Origin of the sequence: Ramlibacter lithotrophicus (assembly GCF_012184415.1) — a bacterium.
In the GTDB taxonomy this organism is placed as follows: Bacteria; Pseudomonadota; Gammaproteobacteria; order Burkholderiales; family Burkholderiaceae_C; genus Ramlibacter; species Ramlibacter lithotrophicus.
Map to the genome: position 1 here is coordinate 982,782 of NZ_VTOX01000001.1, position 16,578 is coordinate 999,359.

General features: G+C 68.2%; 15 protein-coding genes. 6 read left to right on the forward strand and 9 right to left on the reverse strand.

The genetic code is table 11. The features are described 5' to 3' along the window. Nucleotides 1-68: 68 nt before the first annotated feature. Both RAMLITH_RS04665 and ppsA read right to left on the reverse strand, forming a co-directional pair. Complete coding sequence (locus RAMLITH_RS04665; protein ID WP_168106125.1) at nucleotides 69-2,168, reverse strand: VC_2705 family sodium/solute symporter; 2,100 nt, start codon at nucleotides 2,166-2,168, stop codon at nucleotides 69-71. Between the two features lie 178 nt (nucleotides 2,169-2,346). Beyond that, on the reverse strand, nucleotides 2,347-4,737 hold the full coding sequence (gene ppsA, locus RAMLITH_RS04670) for a phosphoenolpyruvate synthase (RefSeq protein ID WP_168106126.1): 2,391 nt from the start codon (nucleotides 4,735-4,737) through the stop codon (nucleotides 2,347-2,349). Between the two features lie 184 nt (nucleotides 4,738-4,921). On the opposite strand from ppsA, the gene ppsR reads away from it, so the two are divergent. The 5 genes from ppsR (at nucleotide 4,922) to RAMLITH_RS04695 (ending at nucleotide 9,158) form a co-directional block, all read left to right on the forward strand. Further along, nucleotides 4,922-5,746, forward strand: a complete 825-nt coding sequence (gene ppsR, locus RAMLITH_RS04675; protein ID WP_168106127.1) for a posphoenolpyruvate synthetase regulatory kinase/phosphorylase PpsR — start codon at nucleotides 4,922-4,924, stop codon at nucleotides 5,744-5,746. A gap of 154 nt (nucleotides 5,747-5,900) precedes the next feature. After that, nucleotides 5,901-6,464: an alkyl hydroperoxide reductase subunit C gene (ahpC, locus tag RAMLITH_RS04680; protein WP_168106128.1), complete on the forward strand. Its 564-nt coding sequence runs from the start codon at nucleotides 5,901-5,903 to the stop codon at nucleotides 6,462-6,464. A gap of 202 nt (nucleotides 6,465-6,666) precedes the next feature. Then, complete coding sequence (ahpF, locus tag RAMLITH_RS04685; RefSeq protein ID WP_168106129.1) at nucleotides 6,667-8,229, forward strand: alkyl hydroperoxide reductase subunit F; 1,563 nt, start codon at nucleotides 6,667-6,669, stop codon at nucleotides 8,227-8,229. 69 nt (nucleotides 8,230-8,298) lie between these two features. Further along, a complete protein-coding gene (gene bfr, locus RAMLITH_RS04690; protein ID WP_168106130.1) occupies nucleotides 8,299-8,775 on the forward strand; it encodes a bacterioferritin in 477 nt (158 codons plus the stop codon). A 140-nt stretch (nucleotides 8,776-8,915) separates the two neighbouring features. Next, the gene (locus RAMLITH_RS04695; protein ID WP_168106131.1) at nucleotides 8,916-9,158 is read left to right on the forward strand and encodes a (2Fe-2S)-binding protein; all 243 of its coding nucleotides are present in this window, start codon (nucleotides 8,916-8,918) and stop codon (nucleotides 9,156-9,158) included. A 14-nt stretch (nucleotides 9,159-9,172) separates the two neighbouring features. Here the strand turns inward: RAMLITH_RS04695 and RAMLITH_RS04700 are convergent, their stop codons facing one another. After that, the gene (locus RAMLITH_RS04700; RefSeq protein WP_168106132.1) at nucleotides 9,173-9,580 is read right to left on the reverse strand and encodes a GlcG/HbpS family heme-binding protein; all 408 of its coding nucleotides are present in this window, start codon (nucleotides 9,578-9,580) and stop codon (nucleotides 9,173-9,175) included. A 407-nt stretch (nucleotides 9,581-9,987) separates the two neighbouring features. Between RAMLITH_RS04700 and RAMLITH_RS04705 the strand changes: the two genes are divergently transcribed. Continuing rightward, nucleotides 9,988-10,674 (forward strand): Bax inhibitor-1 family protein, encoded by a 687-nt coding sequence (locus RAMLITH_RS04705; protein ID WP_168106133.1) that lies wholly within the window; start codon nucleotides 9,988-9,990, stop codon nucleotides 10,672-10,674. 46 nt (nucleotides 10,675-10,720) lie between these two features. Here RAMLITH_RS04705 and rlmD read toward each other — a convergent pair whose 3' ends face one another. From rlmD to surE, 6 genes are read right to left on the reverse strand one after another with little or no spacing between them, the layout of a single operon-like run. After that, nucleotides 10,721-12,127, reverse strand: coding sequence for a 23S rRNA (uracil(1939)-C(5))-methyltransferase RlmD (rlmD, locus tag RAMLITH_RS04710; RefSeq protein WP_168106134.1), 1,407 nt, complete (start codon nucleotides 12,125-12,127; stop codon nucleotides 10,721-10,723). Nucleotides 12,128-12,152: 25 nt separating this feature from the next. Then, nucleotides 12,153-12,950, reverse strand: coding sequence for a 3'-5' exonuclease (locus RAMLITH_RS04715; protein ID WP_168106135.1), 798 nt, complete (start codon nucleotides 12,948-12,950; stop codon nucleotides 12,153-12,155). Between the two features lie 36 nt (nucleotides 12,951-12,986). Continuing rightward, complete coding sequence (gene rpoS / locus RAMLITH_RS04720) at nucleotides 12,987-14,006, reverse strand: RNA polymerase sigma factor RpoS (protein WP_420376885.1); 1,020 nt, start codon at nucleotides 14,004-14,006, stop codon at nucleotides 12,987-12,989. Nucleotides 14,007-14,056: 50 nt separating this feature from the next. Beyond that, the gene (locus tag RAMLITH_RS04725) at nucleotides 14,057-14,956 is read right to left on the reverse strand and encodes a peptidoglycan DD-metalloendopeptidase family protein (RefSeq protein WP_168106136.1); all 900 of its coding nucleotides are present in this window, start codon (nucleotides 14,954-14,956) and stop codon (nucleotides 14,057-14,059) included. Nucleotides 14,957-14,970: 14 nt separating this feature from the next. Continuing rightward, the gene (locus RAMLITH_RS04730) at nucleotides 14,971-15,720 is read right to left on the reverse strand and encodes a protein-L-isoaspartate(D-aspartate) O-methyltransferase (protein WP_168106137.1); all 750 of its coding nucleotides are present in this window, start codon (nucleotides 15,718-15,720) and stop codon (nucleotides 14,971-14,973) included. Then, nucleotides 15,717-16,493: a 5'/3'-nucleotidase SurE gene (surE, locus tag RAMLITH_RS04735; RefSeq protein WP_168106138.1), complete on the reverse strand. Its 777-nt coding sequence runs from the start codon at nucleotides 16,491-16,493 to the stop codon at nucleotides 15,717-15,719. The genes RAMLITH_RS04730 and surE overlap by 4 nt, the downstream gene beginning before the upstream one ends. Between the last annotated feature and the right edge of the window lie 85 nt (nucleotides 16,494-16,578).

Below are 16,578 nucleotides of genomic sequence, written 5' to 3' on the forward strand. Positions count from 1 at the left end.
GGCGCGATGGTTCGCCGCGCTTGCTTACTGATCGCTTACAAAATCAGAGGCGGCGGGTGTTTGCCCGGCTAGGGAATGCCCGCCCCCGCGGCTTTCGCGACGGGCCCGCGCCCGCTGGGCTGGGCCGGCGCCGCCAGGCTGCCCGCGACGATCACGGCCACTCCGGCGGCGAAGCCGAACACGCCCGCCGCCACCGGCTGGATGCCGAACCACAATGAGGGCTCCGCCGCCAGACCCAAGGCGCTGCGCAGCGATGGTGCGTTGACGGCCATGTAGGCGACCGTGACGGCGCCCCCCGCCAGCATGCCGCCGACGGCGGCCGCGCCGGAGCAGCGGCGCCAGTAGATTCCCAGCACCATGGCCGGCACCAGTGTCGATGCCGCGAGCGAGAACGACGCCGCCACCAGCGGCAGGATGTCCGCCGGCTTCAGCGTCGCGACCATGGCCGCCAGCAGCGCCACGCCCAGCAGTGCGAACTTGGACAGGATCACGCGCTGCTCCTGGCTCATGCTCCGGCCGGCCTCGTGGCTGTAGATGTCGTGCACCAGGGCATTGCTGATCGTGAGCAGGAGTCCGTCCGCCGTCGACAGGGCCGCCGCCAGACCGCCGGCGGCCACCAGCCCGGACACCACGTAGGGCAGGCCCGCGATCTCCGGCGTCGCGAGCATCACCAGGTCGGCGCCGAGGCGGATCTCGCCCCATTGGAGGATGCCGTCGCCGTTGACGTCGTCCACCGAGATCAGCAGCGGATCGACGCGCGCCCACTGCGCGATCCAGGGCGGCAATGCGTCGAAATGGCTGCCCACCAGGTTGTTCATCACCTCGAACTTCACCATGACGGCCAGCGCCGCGATGCCCGTGTACACCAGCGCGATGAAGAACAGCGTCCAGGCGACCGAATTGCGCGCCCCCGCCACCGACGCGGTCGTGTAATAGCGCGTCAGCAGGTGCGGCAGTCCGGCCGTGCCTACCATCAGGCAGAACGCGAGCGCCAGGAAATTGAGTCGCGACGTGTCTAAGGCAGCCCGCTCCTGCGGGGTGCCTTGCGGATCGCCCGCGAAAGGCTGGCCGTGCGGCGGCAGTCCGCCCAGGGGCTTGGCCCGCTCAAGGCTGTCCTGCATCGCCTGCCGCCACTGCTCGCGGGCGGCTGCCGCGTCGCGGGGCAGCGCGGCGAGTTCGCGGTTGGCCTGCACCACGAGCGCGGAATCGGCGCCTTGCGCCTTGAGGCTGCGGACCCGCTCCCTGGCCACCGCACGTTCGCGCGCCAGGGACCCTTCGACGTCCTCGAGCCGCTCCTCGTAGTCGCGGGCGCGCTGGCGGAAGACGGCGGCGACCTCCCGCTCCGCCGGGTCGTCCTGCAGCGCCCGTTCGAGCTGCGCGATCTTCTGCAGCTGCGTGCCGTAGGCGAGCGGCGCGACCGGGTTGCCGAGCTGCTTGTAGGCCAGCCAGGAAACCGGCAGCAGGAACGCGAGCAGCAGGATGCAGTACTGCGCCACCTGCGTCCAGGTAATGGCCCGCATGCCGCCGAGGAAGGAACACAGCAGGACGCCGCCGAGGCCCAGCAGGATTCCGATCTCGAACTGCACGCCCGTCAGGCGCGAGGCGATCAGGCCGACGCCGTAGATCTGGGCCACCACGTACGTGAAGGAGCACAGCACCGCGGCGCAGGCGGCGATCACGCGCGGCCAGCGGCCGCCGAAGCGCAGGCTGAAATAGTCGGGGACGGTATACAGGTTCAGCCGCCGCAAGTGCGGCGCGACCAGCAGCGCCACCAGGCAGAAGCCGCCGGTCCAGCCCAGCACGTAGGCGAGTCCGCCGGGGTGGCCGGCGGCGCCGCCGAATCCCTGCATGTAGAGCCCGCCGGCCATGCTGATGAACGATGCGGCGCTCATCCAGTCGGCCGCCGCCGCCATGCCGTTGTACATCGCCGGAATCCGCCGCCCGGCGACGTAGTACTCCTGCGCCTTCGTCGTGCGGCCGGAGATGCCGATCACCGCATACAGCATGATCGACGTGAAGAGGAAGATGGGGCCGATCCAGAAACGGGACAGCCCCAGTTGTTCGGCCCAGGCCATGCCGGCGACGAAGGCGAGAATGCCGGCAAGGTACAGCGCCAGCCGGCGGTGCAAGCGCCGCTCGTAGGCGGCGTCGGCCGCGGTGTCAGCCATCGTGGCGGCGCCGCGGCCCGCGCTCACGCCTGTCGCCGCAGGCGCGCGGACCGGGACGCGCGGCCAGGGTCCGCCAGCATCGGGCATCGGAGCGCTGCGGTGCCTTCTCCATTGCGCGATGATGGCAGCCGCCGCCGGTCGCCGCCCTAGGTGTTTTGCCAGGGCGGGCCCCGGCGCGTCAGGCCTCGGCGAGCCGCTGCCAGGTCGCGATCACGCTGTCCGGATTCAGCGAGATCGAGGAGATGCCCTGGGCGGCCAGCCACAGGGCGAAGTCGGGATGGTCGCTCGGCCCCTGCCCGCAGATGCCCACGTACTTGCCCGCGGCCTTGCAGGCGCCGATGGCACGTTCGAGCAGCGCCTTGACCGCCGGGTCGCGCTCGTCGAAGTCCACCGCCAGCAGTTCCAGCCCAGAGTCGCGGTCCAGGCCCAGCGTCAGCTGGGTCAGGTCGTTGGAGCCGATCGAGAAGCCGTCGAAATGCTGCAGGAACTGCTCGGCGAGGACGGCGTTGCTGGGCACCTCGCACATCATGATGATCTTGAGCTCGTCGCTGCCGCGTTGCAGGCCATGCTGCGCCAGCAGCCCGATCACCCGTTCGGCCTGGCCGAGCGTCCGCACGAACGGCACCATCACCTGCACGTTGGTGAGGCCCATCTCGGTCCGGACGCGGCGCAACGCCTCGCACTCCATGGCGAACGCCTCGCGGAAATCGGCGCTGATGTAGCGCGCGGCACCGCGGAAACCCAGCATCGGGTTCTCTTCCTCGGGCTCGTAGCGCGAACCGCCGATCAGCTTGCGGTATTCGTTGGACTTGAAATCCGACAGCCGCACGATCACCGGCTTGGGCCAGAACGCGGCGGCAATGGTCGCCACCCCTTCCGCGACCTTGTCGACATAGAACGCGCGGGGCGATGCGTGGCCCCGCGCCACCGACTCCACCGCCGTCTTCAGGTCGGCATCCACGTTGGGGTACTCCAGGATCGCCTTGGGATGGACACCGATGTTGTTGTTGATGATGAATTCGAGGCGCGCCAGGCCCACTCCTTCGTTGGGCAGCTGCGCGAAGTCGAACGCGAGCTGCGGATTGCCGACGTTCATCATGATCTTGGTGGCGATGGGCGGCATCTCGCCGCGCTGCACCTCGGTGACTTCCGTCTCGAGCAGCCCGTCGTAGATGTAGCCGGTGTCGCCCTGGGCGCAGCTCACCGTCACCAGCGTGCCGTCCTTCAGGTGCGCGGTGGCGTCGCCGCAGCCGACGACCGCGGGGATCCCGAGTTCGCGCGCGATGATCGCCGCGTGGCAGGTGCGCCCGCCGCGGTTGGTGACGATGGCGCTGGCGCGCTTCATCACCGGCTCCCAGTTCGGATCGGTCATGTCGGTGACCAGCACATCGCCGGCCTGCACCTTGTCCATCTCGGCGATGCTGTGCACGAGCCGCACCGGACCGGTGCCGATCTTCTGGCCGATCGCGCGGCCCTCGGCCAGCACGGTCCCCTTGCTCTTGAGCTTGTAGCGGGTCTCGGCCTTGCCGCCTTGCTGGCTCTTCACCGTCTCGGGCCGCGCCTGGAGGATGTACAGCTGGCCGTCGCGGCCGTCCTTGCCCCATTCGATGTCCATCGGGCGGCCGTAGTGCCGCTCGATCACCAGCGCATACCGCGCCAGCTGCTCGACGTCGGCGTCGGTGAGCGAATAGCGGTTGCGCTGCTCCAGCGGCACGTCGACCGTTTTCACCAGCGGCTTGCCGGGCGCGCGCTCGCCGTCGTTGAACACCATCTGGACCAGCTTGGAGCCGAGGCTGCGGCGGATCACGGCCTTCTTGCCGGCCTGCAGCATCGGCTTGTGCACGTAGAACTCGTCGGGATTGACGGCGCCTTGCACCACGGTTTCGCCCAGGCCGTAACTGGACGTGATGAACACCACGTCGGGAAAGCCGGACTCCGTGTCCATCGTGAACATGACGCCGGCGGCCCCGAGATCGCTGCGCACCATGCGCTGCACGCCGGCGGAGAGCGCGACGTCGGAATGAGCGAACCCCTTGTGCACGCGATAACTGATCGCGCGGTCGTTGTAGAGGGACGCGAACACTTCCTTCGCCTTGTGCAGCACGGCGTCGATGCCGACGACGTTGAGGAACGTCTCCTGCTGGCCGGCGAAGGAAGCGTCGGGCAGGTCTTCGGCCGTGGCGGAGGACCGCACCGCGAAGCTCGCCCGCTCGTCGCCGGCACACAGCTTCGCGAAGGCCTCGCGGATCGCCTGCTCCAGGTCCGCCGGGAACGGCTGCGCCTCCACCCAGCCGCGGATCTCCGCGCCGGCGGCAGCGAGCGCGCGCACGTCCTCCATGTCGAGCGCGGCGAGCCGCGCGTTGATGCGCTGCGCGAGCCCGCCGTGCGCCAGGAACTGGCGGAAGGCATGGGCGGTGGTGGCGAAGCCGGTGGGCACCCGCACGCCGCCGGGCAGCTGGGAGATCATTTCGCCGAGGCTGGCGTTCTTGCCGCCGACCGCCTCGACGTCGCTCATTCTCAGGTTCTCAAACGGAACGACCAGGGCGGTCGGGCTGAAAAGTGCGGACATGGGAAAGCTCCAGAAGTTGAAACCGGGACGGCGGCGCAGCGGCGCGCTTTCGCATGGCACGGGGTGCGGCTTTGGTCTTGTTCGAATGGGCCGGGACGGTGCATGGCGAGTGAGGATAATCGGACGCATTGTAGGCCGGCACCGCCCGTCGTGGGGGTGCGGCCCGGCACCTGAAAGCCGCGACATGCAGCACACGCGAACGGTCTTCTTCATCTCGGACGGCACCGGCATCACCGCTGAAACGTTCGGCAACGCCATCCTCGCGCAGTTCGAGTTCAAGCCGCGCCACGTGCGCCTGCCGTTCGTCGACACCGTGGACAAGGCGCACCAGGTCGTGCGTCACGTCAACCACATCGCCGAGGTCGAGGGCCGCAAGCCGATCGTCTTCACGACGCTGGTCAACGTCGAAATCATGCAGGTGCTCGAGCAGGGCTGCAAAGGCATGCTGCTCGACATGTTCGGCACCTTCGTCGCGCCGCTCGAAGTCGAGCTGGGGATGAAGTCCAACCACCGCATCGGCCGCTTTTCCGACGTCAGCAAGAGCAAGGAATACCATGAGCGGATCGAGGCGATCAACTTCACCCTCGCCCACGACGACGGGCAGTCCACGCGCGACCTCCAGCGCGCCGACGTGATCCTGGTGGGCGTCAGCCGCAGCGGCAAGACCCCGACTTCGCTGTACCTGGCGATGCAGCACGGCCTGAAGGCCGCCAACTATCCGCTGATCCCCGAGGACTTCGAGCGGCAGCAACTGCCGGCCGCGCTGCAGCCGCACCGGCAGAAGATCTTCGGCCTGAGCATCCAGCCGGAGCGGCTCTCGGAGATCCGCCACGAGCGGCGGCCGAACTCGCGCTACGCATCGCTGGAGAACTGCCGCAGCGAGGTGGCCGACGCCGAAGCGATGATGCGGCGGGCCGGCATCCGGTGGCTCAGCACCACCACGAAGTCCATCGAAGAGATCGCCACCACCATCCTGCAGGAAATCCGGCCGGAGCGGCTGGAGTATTGAGGCACTGCCGTCCGGCCTCGCCGGTGGCACATGTCGGCTGGATAGTCTTTTCCAATTCACAAAATTGACTCAATGAATTGGATTAATTGACGGATCGCTCTTAGTCTCTCCCTGTCACCCGTTTCGACAACCTTAGACAAGAGAGGAAACCTGCATGTCCGTCATCAACACCCATATCAAGCCCTTCAGGAACATGGCCTTCAAGGAAGGCAAGTTCATCGAAGTCACGGATGAGGCCGTCAAGGGCAAGTGGTCGGTGTTCTTCTTCTATCCCGCCGACTTCACCTTCGTCTGCCCGACGGAGCTGGGCGACGTGGCCGACCGGTACGCCGAGTTCCAGAAGCTCGGCGTGGAGATCTACTCGGTGTCCACAGACACGCACTTCACCCACAAGGCGTGGCACGACAGCTCGGACACGATCCGCAAGATCAGGTACACGATGATCGGCGACCCGACCGGCACGCTGACCCGGAACTTCGATGTCATGCGCGAAGCCGAGGGCCTGGCCGACCGCGGCACTTTCATCGTCGATCCGCAGGGCGTCATCCAGGCCGTGGAAATCACCGCCGAGGGCATCGGCCGCAACGCCACCGACCTGCTGCGCAAGGTCAAGGCCGCCCAGTACGTGGCAGCCCACCCGGGTGAAGTCTGCCCCGCCAAGTGGGAAGAAGGCGCCGCCACGCTGAAGCCTTCGCTCGATCTGGTCGGGAAAATCTGATCACTTCAGCAAGTCGCAAGCGACTTGCTGAAGTGGCCCGGCCAGTGCGGCGAGGACCGGCGAAGCCGGATCCTCACCGCAGGTGAGACCGCGCTGCACGCTGTTCCGCGCGGTCTGGTGCCGCTAGCGGAAGAACAACGTCATGGCCTCGACGCGACCAGCGCCCGGGCCTTGCCATCCCAGAACTCGAAACGGAATCCCCATGCTCGACGCCAATCTGAAAGCCCAGCTCGCCGCCTACCTGGAACGCATGACGCAGCCGGTGGAACTCGTCGCCGCGCTGGACGAGAGTCCCGCTTCGGCCGACCTGCGGGCGCTGCTCCATGACGTGAGCGAAGCGTCGCCGCAGGTGCGCGTGATCGAAACCACGGGCGCCGGCAAGCGCACGCCTTCGTTCTCCGTGAACCGGCCCGGCCAGACGCACGGACCGCGCTTCGCCGGCCTGCCCCTCGGCCACGAGTTCACTTCGCTCGTGCTGGCACTGCTGCAGGTCGGTGGCTACCCGCCGAAGGTGGACGAAACCGTGCTGCGGCAGATCCGCGAACTGCAAGGCGACTTCGAGTTCGAGATCTACATCTCGCTCACCTGCCACAACTGCCCGGACGTGGTGCAGGCGCTCAACCTGATGGCGGTCCAGAACCCGCGCATCAAGACGACGATGATCGACGGTGCCCTGTTCCAGGACGAAGTCAGGGAGCGCGAGATCATGGCCGTGCCGACGGTCTTCCTCAACGGCACCCGCTTCGGCCAGGGACGCATGAGCCTGGAAGAGATCCTGGCGAAGATCGATACCGGCGGCGCCGCGCGCGAAGCCGAAAAGATCGCGGCCAAGGCGCCGTTCGACGTCCTGGTCGTCGGCGGCGGCCCGGCCGGCGCGGCGGCGGCCGTGTATGCGGCGCGCAAGGGCATCCGCACGGGCATCGCATCGGAACGCTTCGGCGGCCAGGTGCTGGATACGCTGGGCATCGAGAACTTCATCTCGGTCAAGGAGACCGAAGGGCCGAAGTTCGCGCTCGCCCTGGAGGAACACGTCCGCCACTACGACGTCGACGTCATGAACCTGCAGCGGGCCAAGGGACTGGTCCGCCACGGCGACCTGGTCGAAGTGCAGCTGGAAAGCGGCGCCTCGCTCAAGGCGCGCAGTGTCATCCTGAGCACGGGCGCCCGCTGGCGCACGATCAACGTGCCTGGCGAGCAGGAGTACCGCAACAAGGGCGTGGCCTACTGCCCGCACTGCGACGGTCCGCTGTTCAAGGGCAAGCGCGTGGCGGTCATCGGCGGCGGCAACTCCGGCGTGGAAGCGGCGATCGACCTGGCGGGCGTCGTGGAGCACGTCACCCTGATCGAATACGACACGCAGTTGCGCGCCGATGCGGTGCTGCAGCGCAAGCTGGCCAGCCTGCCGAACGTGACGACGATCGTGAACGCCAGGACCACCGAGATCACCGGCGACGGCAGCAGGGTCGACGGCCTGGTCTACGAGGACCGGGCCTCCGGCGAAAGCCATCGGGTGGAACTGGCCGGGGTGTTCGTGCAGATCGGCCTGGTGCCCAACACCGAATGGCTGCGCGGCACGGTCGAGTTGTCGCGGCACGGCGAAATCGTCGTCGATGCTCGCGGCGCCACCTCGGTGCCGGGCGTATTCGCCGCGGGCGATGCCACCACGGTGCCGTTCAAGCAGATCATCATCGCGGCCGGGGACGGCGCGAAGGCCGCGCTGGCGGCGTTCGACCACCTGATCCGCCAACCTGTGAATGCCGCGTAACGACGCCGCCGCGCTTCACGCGGGGAGCCGAATTCCGGGAGAATCGGCGGCTCACCCGCGGGAGAACGTATGCAAGGCGATCCACAAGTCATCCAGCACCTGCAGGCCCAGCTCAGGAACGAGCTGACCGCCACCAACCAGTACTTCCTGCACTACAGGATCCTCAAGCACTGGGGCTTCGACCATCTCGCCAAGAAGGAATACGAAGAGTCCATCGGCGAGATGAAGCACGCGGACCGGCTGATGGAGCGCATCCTGATGCTCGACGGGCTGCCCAACCTGCAGGACCTCGGCAAACTGCTGGTGGGCGAAAACGTGCCGGAAATCCTGGAATGCGACCTGCGGCTGGAACGCGCCGCGCAAGCGACCATCAAGGACGGCATCGCCCACTGCGAGGCGGTACGGGATTACGTGTCGCGCGAGATCCTGGCCGACATCCTCGAGGACACGGAAGAGCACGTCGACTTCCTGGAGACGCAGCTCGACCTGCTGGGCAAGGTGGGTTTGCAGAACTACCTGCAGTCGCAGATGGGGCACGCCAGCTGAACGCGGTGCGGCAGCGGATGCGCTGACCCACCGCCCCAGCATCCGCAGGAACCTTGGGGGCTTGACTTATGTCATTGCAAATGCGAGCCATTCGCATTCATAATGCATGACATCAGCCACCCAACCCAGCAGTACCTGCCATGATCGTCTGCGTTTGCCGCCGCGTCTCCGACCGGGACATCGCCCGCCACGCCCGCGCCGGCATGGATTTCAGCGACATCCAGTTCGAGCTGGGCGTGGCGACCCAGTGCGGCCAGTGCGAATGCAGTGCCCGCGAGATCGTCGATCAGTGCAGCGCCACCGCACCGGTGGCGGCCATCCGGCGCGATCCGGCCGGCTGCGGCGGTGATTGCGGCTGCGCCGGGGCGGCTGCGCGGGCCTGACCGCCGCCGTCCTGCTACAGCCCCAGCGCGGCGATGCCCGCGCGGGCGATCTGCGCATCTTCCGTCGACTTGACGCCGCTCACGCCCACGGCGCCCAGGCAAGTGCCGTCCTTCATGATCGGCACCCCGCCCTCCAGCAGGCCCCTGAGGTCGGGCGCGCTCAGGAACGAGACCCGTCCGCCGTTGATCATCTCTTCGTAAATCCGGCTCTCGCGCTGCCCGACGGCAGCCGTGTTGGCCTTGGCCGGCGCGATATGAGCGGAAATGGGGGCGGCGCCGTCCAGGCGCTGCAGCCACAGCAGGTGCCCGCCGTCGTCCACGATGGCGATGCTGACCGCCCATTTGTTCTTCACAGCTTCGGCCTCGGCGGCGGCGGCGATCGCCTTGACGTCGGCCAGTTCCAGGGAAGGTTTGTTCTTCATGCTGCGTTCTCCTGTCTTGCAGCCCGGGAGCATAGCCGCCGGGAAGCGCCTTATTGCCGGGCTTGCGGTCAACTCACCTTGAACCAACTCTGTGCCCTGCCCCTCAAATATCTGTGCTCTCGCTGGTTCGTATCGGGCTGCAGGCAAGGCGCGGGCGCCGGCCAATACTCGACGTATTGGCCGGTGACCGCAACGCGGCATGCAGCCCGATACGAGCCAGCCCGAAGGGTTCGGCGCCTGCGGGGCCCTCGGCGGCCGTCCGAAACGGGTCCAGACGTCCAGTCTGGACCCGCTCCGGCCAGCCACCGATGATCCCCGCATCCATCCGAACGAGAGTACAGATATTTGAGGGGCGGGGCACTAGAATGCGCCCATCTAATCGCCATCAGGCAAAAGGAGTACCACCCATGACTGACCAGGTCCGGACCATCGACTATGGCCGTGCGCTGCCGGCGGCCGAACAACGCAATCGCGTCCTGCGCAACACCTACTGGCTGCTCGCCCTGAGCCTGCTGCCCACGGTGCTGGGCGCCTGGCTGGGCGTGGCGACGGGCATGACCGCCGGCCTCGGCGGCGGGCTGGGCCTGATCGTCTTCCTCGGCGGCGCGTTCGGCTTCATGTTCGCCATCGAGAAAACCAAGAATTCCGCCGCCGGCGTTCCGGTGCTGCTGGCGTTCACCTTCTTCATGGGATTGATGCTGTCGCGGCTGATCGCGGTGATCCTGGGATCGCAGAACGGCGCGAGCATGATCATGACGGCGTTCGGCGGGACGGCCGGCGTGTTCCTGGTGATGGCGACGCTGTCCAGCGTGATCAAGCGCGACTTGTCCGGCATGGGCAAGTGGCTCTTCGCCGGCGCCCTCGTGATCATGGTCGGCGCCATCATCAACGTGTTTGTCGGCTCCAGCGTCGGCATGATGGTGATCAGCACGCTGGCGATCGGCGTGTTCAGCCTGTTCATGCTGTTCGACCTGAAGCGGATCGTCGACGGCGGCGAGACCAACTACATCTCCGCCACGCTGGCGCTGTACCTGGACATCTTCAACGTCTTCCAGAGCCTGCTGGTGCTGCTGGGCCTGTCCGACGGCGACTGAGACCTGCTCGGGAACGACGACGGGGCCTGCGGGCCCCGTTTTCATTTCAGTGGCCGTCCGCCGCGTCGAGATCGAAGACGGCGATGCTTTCCACGTGCGCCGTGTGCGGGAACATGTTGACCACGCCGGCTGCGGTGCAGCGGTAGCCGCCCTGGTGCACCAGGAGGCCGGCGTCGCGGGCCAGCGTCGCCGGATTGCAGCTCACGTAGACGATGCGGCGCGGCGGCCGCCACCCGCCGCGCGATCCGGGCTGCTGGTGCAGGTCCGCCACCGCCTTGGCCAGGGCAAACGCGCCTTCGCGCGGCGGGTCCACCAGCCAGCGGTCGGCCACGCCGTCGGCGGTGAGCTGCTCCGGCGTCATCAGGAACAGGTTGCGGGCCACGAAGCCGGTCGGCGCCAGCCGCTGCCTGCCACCGTTGTGCTCGTAGTTCTCGCGCGAGCGCGCGACCAGCGTCTCGCTGCCTTCGATGCCGAGCACCGAGCCGGCCCGCGTCGCGATCGGCAGCGTGAAGTTGCCCAGGCCGCAGAACCAGTCGATGACGCGCTCGTCCGGCTGCGCGTCCAGCAGGCGCACGGCGCGGGCCACCAGCACCTGGTTGATGTGGGGATTGACCTGCGTGAAGTCGGTCGGCCTGAACGGCATCGTGATCCCGAATTCGGGCAGCGAGTAGGTGAGCGGTGGCCCGTCCGTGTCCATGGGCCGCGCGGTCTCCGGGCCCTTGGGTTGCAGCCACCACTGAACGGGCGGATGCTCCCGCGCGAAGGCCCGCAGCTTGTCGAGATCGCCGCTGCCGAGCGGCTCCAGGTGCCGCAGCACCAGCGCCGTCACGTCGTCGCCGCAGGCCAGTTCGATCTGCGGGCAGGTCTCGATCGCGTCCATGGATCCGATCAGCGCGCGCAGCGGCAGCAGCAGCCGGCTGACGTGCGGCGGCACCACGTGGCACTCGCGGATGTCGGCCACGTAGCGGCTCTTGCGCTCGTGGAAGCCGACCAGCACCGTCTCCTTCTTGCGCACGTGGCGCACCGAGAAGCGGGCGCGCCAGCGGTAGCCCCAGGTCGGCCCCTCGATCGGCCGCAGCACCATCTCCGGCTTGACCTTGCCCAGGTGCCACAGGTTGTCCTCGAGCACCCGCTGCTTGATCGCGACCTGCGCCGACACCTGCAGATGCTGCATCTTGCAGCCGCCGCACGCGCCTTCGTGCAGCCCGAAATGCGGACAGCGCGGCCGCACGCGCTGCGCCGATTCGCGGTGGATCTCGGTAAGGGCGGCCTGCTCCCAGTTGTTCTTGCGGCGCCTGACCTGCGCCGACACCTGCTCGGACGGCAGCGCGCCGTCGATGAAGACCACCTTGCCGTCGGCGCGCCGCGCGACGCCCTGCGCATCGATGTCGAGGCCGTCGACCTGCAGCCATCCCTCGGGCAGGGCTGCCCTGTTCTCTACTTCGTCGCTCATCCCCGGATTGTCTCAGGCGGGCGAATCAGCCCCAGGCCTCGAGGTATTCCTGCCAGTGCGGCTCGGCCGGCGCCAGGCTGGCGAGCGTGCCCTTGACCATGGCGATCTCCTGCTCGTACTCGGCCTCGGTGAAGCCGCAGCGCATCTTCTGGAAGCGGCAGTACAGCAGGTAGGTGTTCATGACGTCCGTTTCGCAGTAGCGGCGGATCTCGTCGATCTTCCCGTCGCGAAAGGCACCGTACACCTGCGATCCGTCCATGCCGAGCTTGCCGGGGAAGCCGCACAGCTTGGCCATGGCATCCAGCGGCGCGTTGTTCTTCGGCTGGTACATCGCCAGCAGGTCCATCAGGTCCAGGTGCCGCATGTGGTAGCGGCCGATGTAGTTGTTGTACTTGAACTCGCGCGCTTCCGGTCCGCCCTCCTCCCCCATGCACCAGTAGCGGTCAGCGACCACGCCGTGGCGCAGGCCGCGGTAATGCAGCACCGGCAGGTCGAAGCCGCCTCCGTTCCAGCTCACCAGCTGCGGCAGGTGCTTGTCCACCGCCGAAAAGAAGTTCTGGATCACGCGGCCTTCGCTGGCGTTGTCGCGGTCGACGAACGAGTGCACGCGCAGGCCCTCGGCGTTGCGGAACACGCAGCTGATGACGAGCACGCGCTGCAGGTGCAGCGGCATGAAGTCGCTCTGGCCCTTCTCGCCGCGCTCCTGCAGCCACTGCGCATACACCTGCTCGTCGGAGAGCGCGGCGTCGGCGCCGCGCACCGCGCGCAGCCCCGCCACGTCGGGAATGGATTCGATGTCGAAGACGAGGACCGGCCAGCTCATGCGCCCACTGTAGCAGGCGCGCCGCCCCGGCAACGGCTAGAACAGCGCCTGCTTGCTGATGCCGTTGCGCACCATGTAGCGCTTCAACTTCACCAGCGCCTCGTTCTGGATCTGCCGCACGCGCTCGCGGGTGAGGCCCAGGCGGTCGCTCAGGACCTCCAGCGTCTCCGGCTCGCGGTCGTGCAGGCCGAAGCGGCCTTCCAGCACTTCGCGTTCGCGGCTGGAAAGCGCATCGATCCAGTTGTTCAGGAGCCGCTCGACCTCGTGGTTCTGGGTGACGCCGGTGGGGTCGAGCGTGAGTTCGTCGGCCATCGAATCGCCGAGCGTGTGCTCGTCGTCGGAGCGGTCCATCACCGCGTCGAGCGACTTGGGCGTCTCCGCCATGGCCAGCAGTTCCGCGACTTCCTGCACCTCCCGACCGAGCAGCGCGGCGACATCCTCGACGCGCACGCCCTCACCCTGGAAGCCGTTGCGCGCCGCCGCGAAGGCGGGATCGTTCTCCAGCGTGCGGCGCGCGCGCAGGACCTGCTGCAGTTCGCGCACCACGTGCACCGGCAGGCGGATCACGCGGCCCTGGTTCATCACCGCGCGCTCGACCGACTGCCGGATCCACCAGGTGGCATAGGTGGAGAAGCGGAAGCCCCGCTCCGGCTCGAACTTGTCGATCGCGTGCATCAGGCCGAGGTTGCCTTCCTCGATCAGGTCCGACAGCGGCACGCCGCGCCCGAGGTAGCCCTTCGCGATGCTGACGACCAGGCGCAGGTTGTGCTCGATCATCGACTGGCGGGCCTGGAAGTCGCCGGCGCGCGCGCGCGTGGCCGTCTCGAATTCCTGCTGCGGGGTGAACAGGTCGGTGCGCCGCACCTCGCGCAGGTACAGCGTCAGCGTATCGCTGGATTCGCCGGCCAGTTCGGCAGGCAGGGTGTCACGGGGAGGCTCTTCGACGGATTCGCCCGCCCCGGGGACACGGGCCGCGCGCACTTCCGTATGCTGCGCGGCACCGTCCTGGTTCGCTCCAGGAGCGGCGGTCTGGCGTCGGCCGTCGCGCTGTTTCACGCGGCCATTCTATCCGGCTTCAGCGAAAAGCCAGAGTACCCGAGCGACCTTCAGCGCTGCGGAAGGTAGCGGGCCGGATCGACGGGCTTGCCCTGGCGCCGGATCTCGAAGTGCAGCTTGACGCGATCGGAATCGCTGCTGCCCATCTCCGCGATCTTCTGCCCCTTGCGCACCGTCTGGTCTTCCTTCACCAGCAGCGTCTGGTTGTGCGCATACGCCGACAGGTAGGTGTTGTTGTGCTTCAGGATGATGAGGTTGCCGTAGCCGCGCAATCCGGCCCCGGCATACACGACGCGGCCGTCGGCCGTTGCGAGCACCGGATCGCCCGGCTTGCCGGCGATGTCCAGTCCCTTGTTGCGTTGCTCGTCGAACCCGCCGATCACGGCCGCGCCGGGCAGCGTAGGCCAGGACCACCCGATATCCTCCTCGCCCGGGGGCGCCGGCGTCGGAGTGATGGGCGGCACGCTCGCCACCACCGGGGCCGACGCCGCCCGCGGGGCGCTGGCGGCGGCGGCCGGTGCCGAGGCCGACGGCGCTGCCGCGGACGCCGGCGGCATCGGCGCGGCGCTGACGGCGGGCGGCGCCACGGGCCTGGCGACGGCGACTTCGCTGGCCGGCGGCGTCACCCTCAGCACCTGGCCGACTTCGATGACGTTCGGGTTCTCGATGTTGTTCCAGCGTGCAATGTCGCGCCAGTTCTGGCCGGCGTCGAGCGCGATGCGGATCAGCGTGTCGCCGGGTCGCACGACGTACTGGCCCGGCTTCACGGCCGCATCGGCGGGGGCGGCCGGCTTGGGTGACTCGGTGACGACGGCCGCGGGGGCTCGCCGCCCGGCGCTGCGATCCTCGACGGGCGCGGGGACACGCGTCTTCGACGCGCAGCCGGCCAGCAGGGCCAGCAGCAGCACGCCCGCCGTCAAGGTCCATCCGCGGTGGCGCCACCTCTGCATCGTGTGTTGTTCCTTCAAGCGATTCCCGATTTTAGGGGGACGAAATGCACGGCCTCGAGCACACTTTGTTGCAATCCGCGCGCGGTCTTCTCGATGACGACCAGCGCCTGCTGGCCGCCTGCCATCTGGGTCGGCGCGACGATGCGCCCGCCGACGGCGAGCTGGTCGCACCACGCCTGCGGCACCGCCTCGCCGCCGGCAGCGGCAATGATGCCGGCGTAGGGCGCGCCGCGCGCATAACCCGCCATGCCGTCGCCGAACAGCAGGTGCACGTTCGGCAGCCGGAACGGGCGCAGGTTGTCGCGCGCCTTGTCATGCAACTGCCGCAGGCGCTCGACGCTGTACACCTCGGCGGCGACCAGGCTCAGCACCGCCGCCTGGTAGCCGCAACCGGTGCCGATCTCCAGCACCCGGCCGAGCTTGCCACCGGTCGCCGGTCCCAGCAGCAGTTCGACCATGCGTGCCACGACGCTGGGCTTGGAAATGGTCTGCCCCAGCCCGATCGGCAGGCTCGTGTCCTCGTAAGCCTGGTTCGCCAGGGCCGTGTCGACGAAACGGTGGCGCTGCACGGCGCCGACGGCGGCCAGCACGCGCTGGTCGCGGATGCCCTGGGCGGCCAGGCGCTGCACCATGCGCGCGCGCACCGCCTGCGAGTCGAGGCCGACCCCATCTGGGGCCGGGGCGGCAGCAGCAGCGGCCGGCCGCGACCCCGCGGGCGCCGGCTTCGCGTCGAGCCGGACTGGAAAGGCGGGCCGCCGGTTCATCCCGCGCCGGTCCCGGCCGCGGGCAGCGGCGCGACCAGCCGCGACCAGCCGCGCAGCGCGTCGTGGTCGGTCAGGTCCACCTTCAGCGGGGTCACGGACACATGGCCCAGCGCCGTCGCGTGGAAGTCGGTGCCCTCGGCGTCGTCCTTCGCCGGGCCGGCGGCCCCGATCCAGTACATGGTCTCGCCGTGCGGGCTGGTCTGGGAGATCACCTTCTCCGCTGCATGCCGGCGACCGAGCCGGCAGACCTTGAACGACTTCAGCTCCTCGTACGGCAGGTTCGGAATGTTCACGTTCAGCAGCCAGGGCAGCGCCTCCGGCGGCGGACAGGCGAGCACCTGCTGCACCAGTTCGCGCGCCTTGCGCGCCGCGGCGTCGAGGTGCGACCAGCCTTTTTGCGTCTGCGAGAACGCGATGGCGGGAATGCCGAACAGATAGCCTTCCATCGCAGCGCCGACGGTACCCGAGTAGATCGTGTCGTCGCCCATGTTGGCACCGTTGTTGATGCCGCTCACGACGAGGTCCGGCGTGTAGCCGAGCAGCCCCGTGAGCGCCACGTGCACGCAGTCGGCCGGCGTCCCGTTGACATAGCGAAAGCCGTTGGCCGCGTCGTGCACGTACAGCGGCGAATGCAGCGTGAGCGCGTTCGACTTCGCGCTGTTGTTGTGCTCGGGCGCGACGACCTCGACATCGCCGAGGTCGCGGATGGCCTCGTACAGGGCCTCGATGCCGGGCGCGCGGTAGCCGTCGTCGTTGGAAAGCAGGATCTTCATGAAGGGGGCGCAAGCGCGAGCCGATTGTAGGGCGACAGTTCGCGGCGGCGGCGCCGCGCACGCTTATCATTCCCGACTTTCAGCG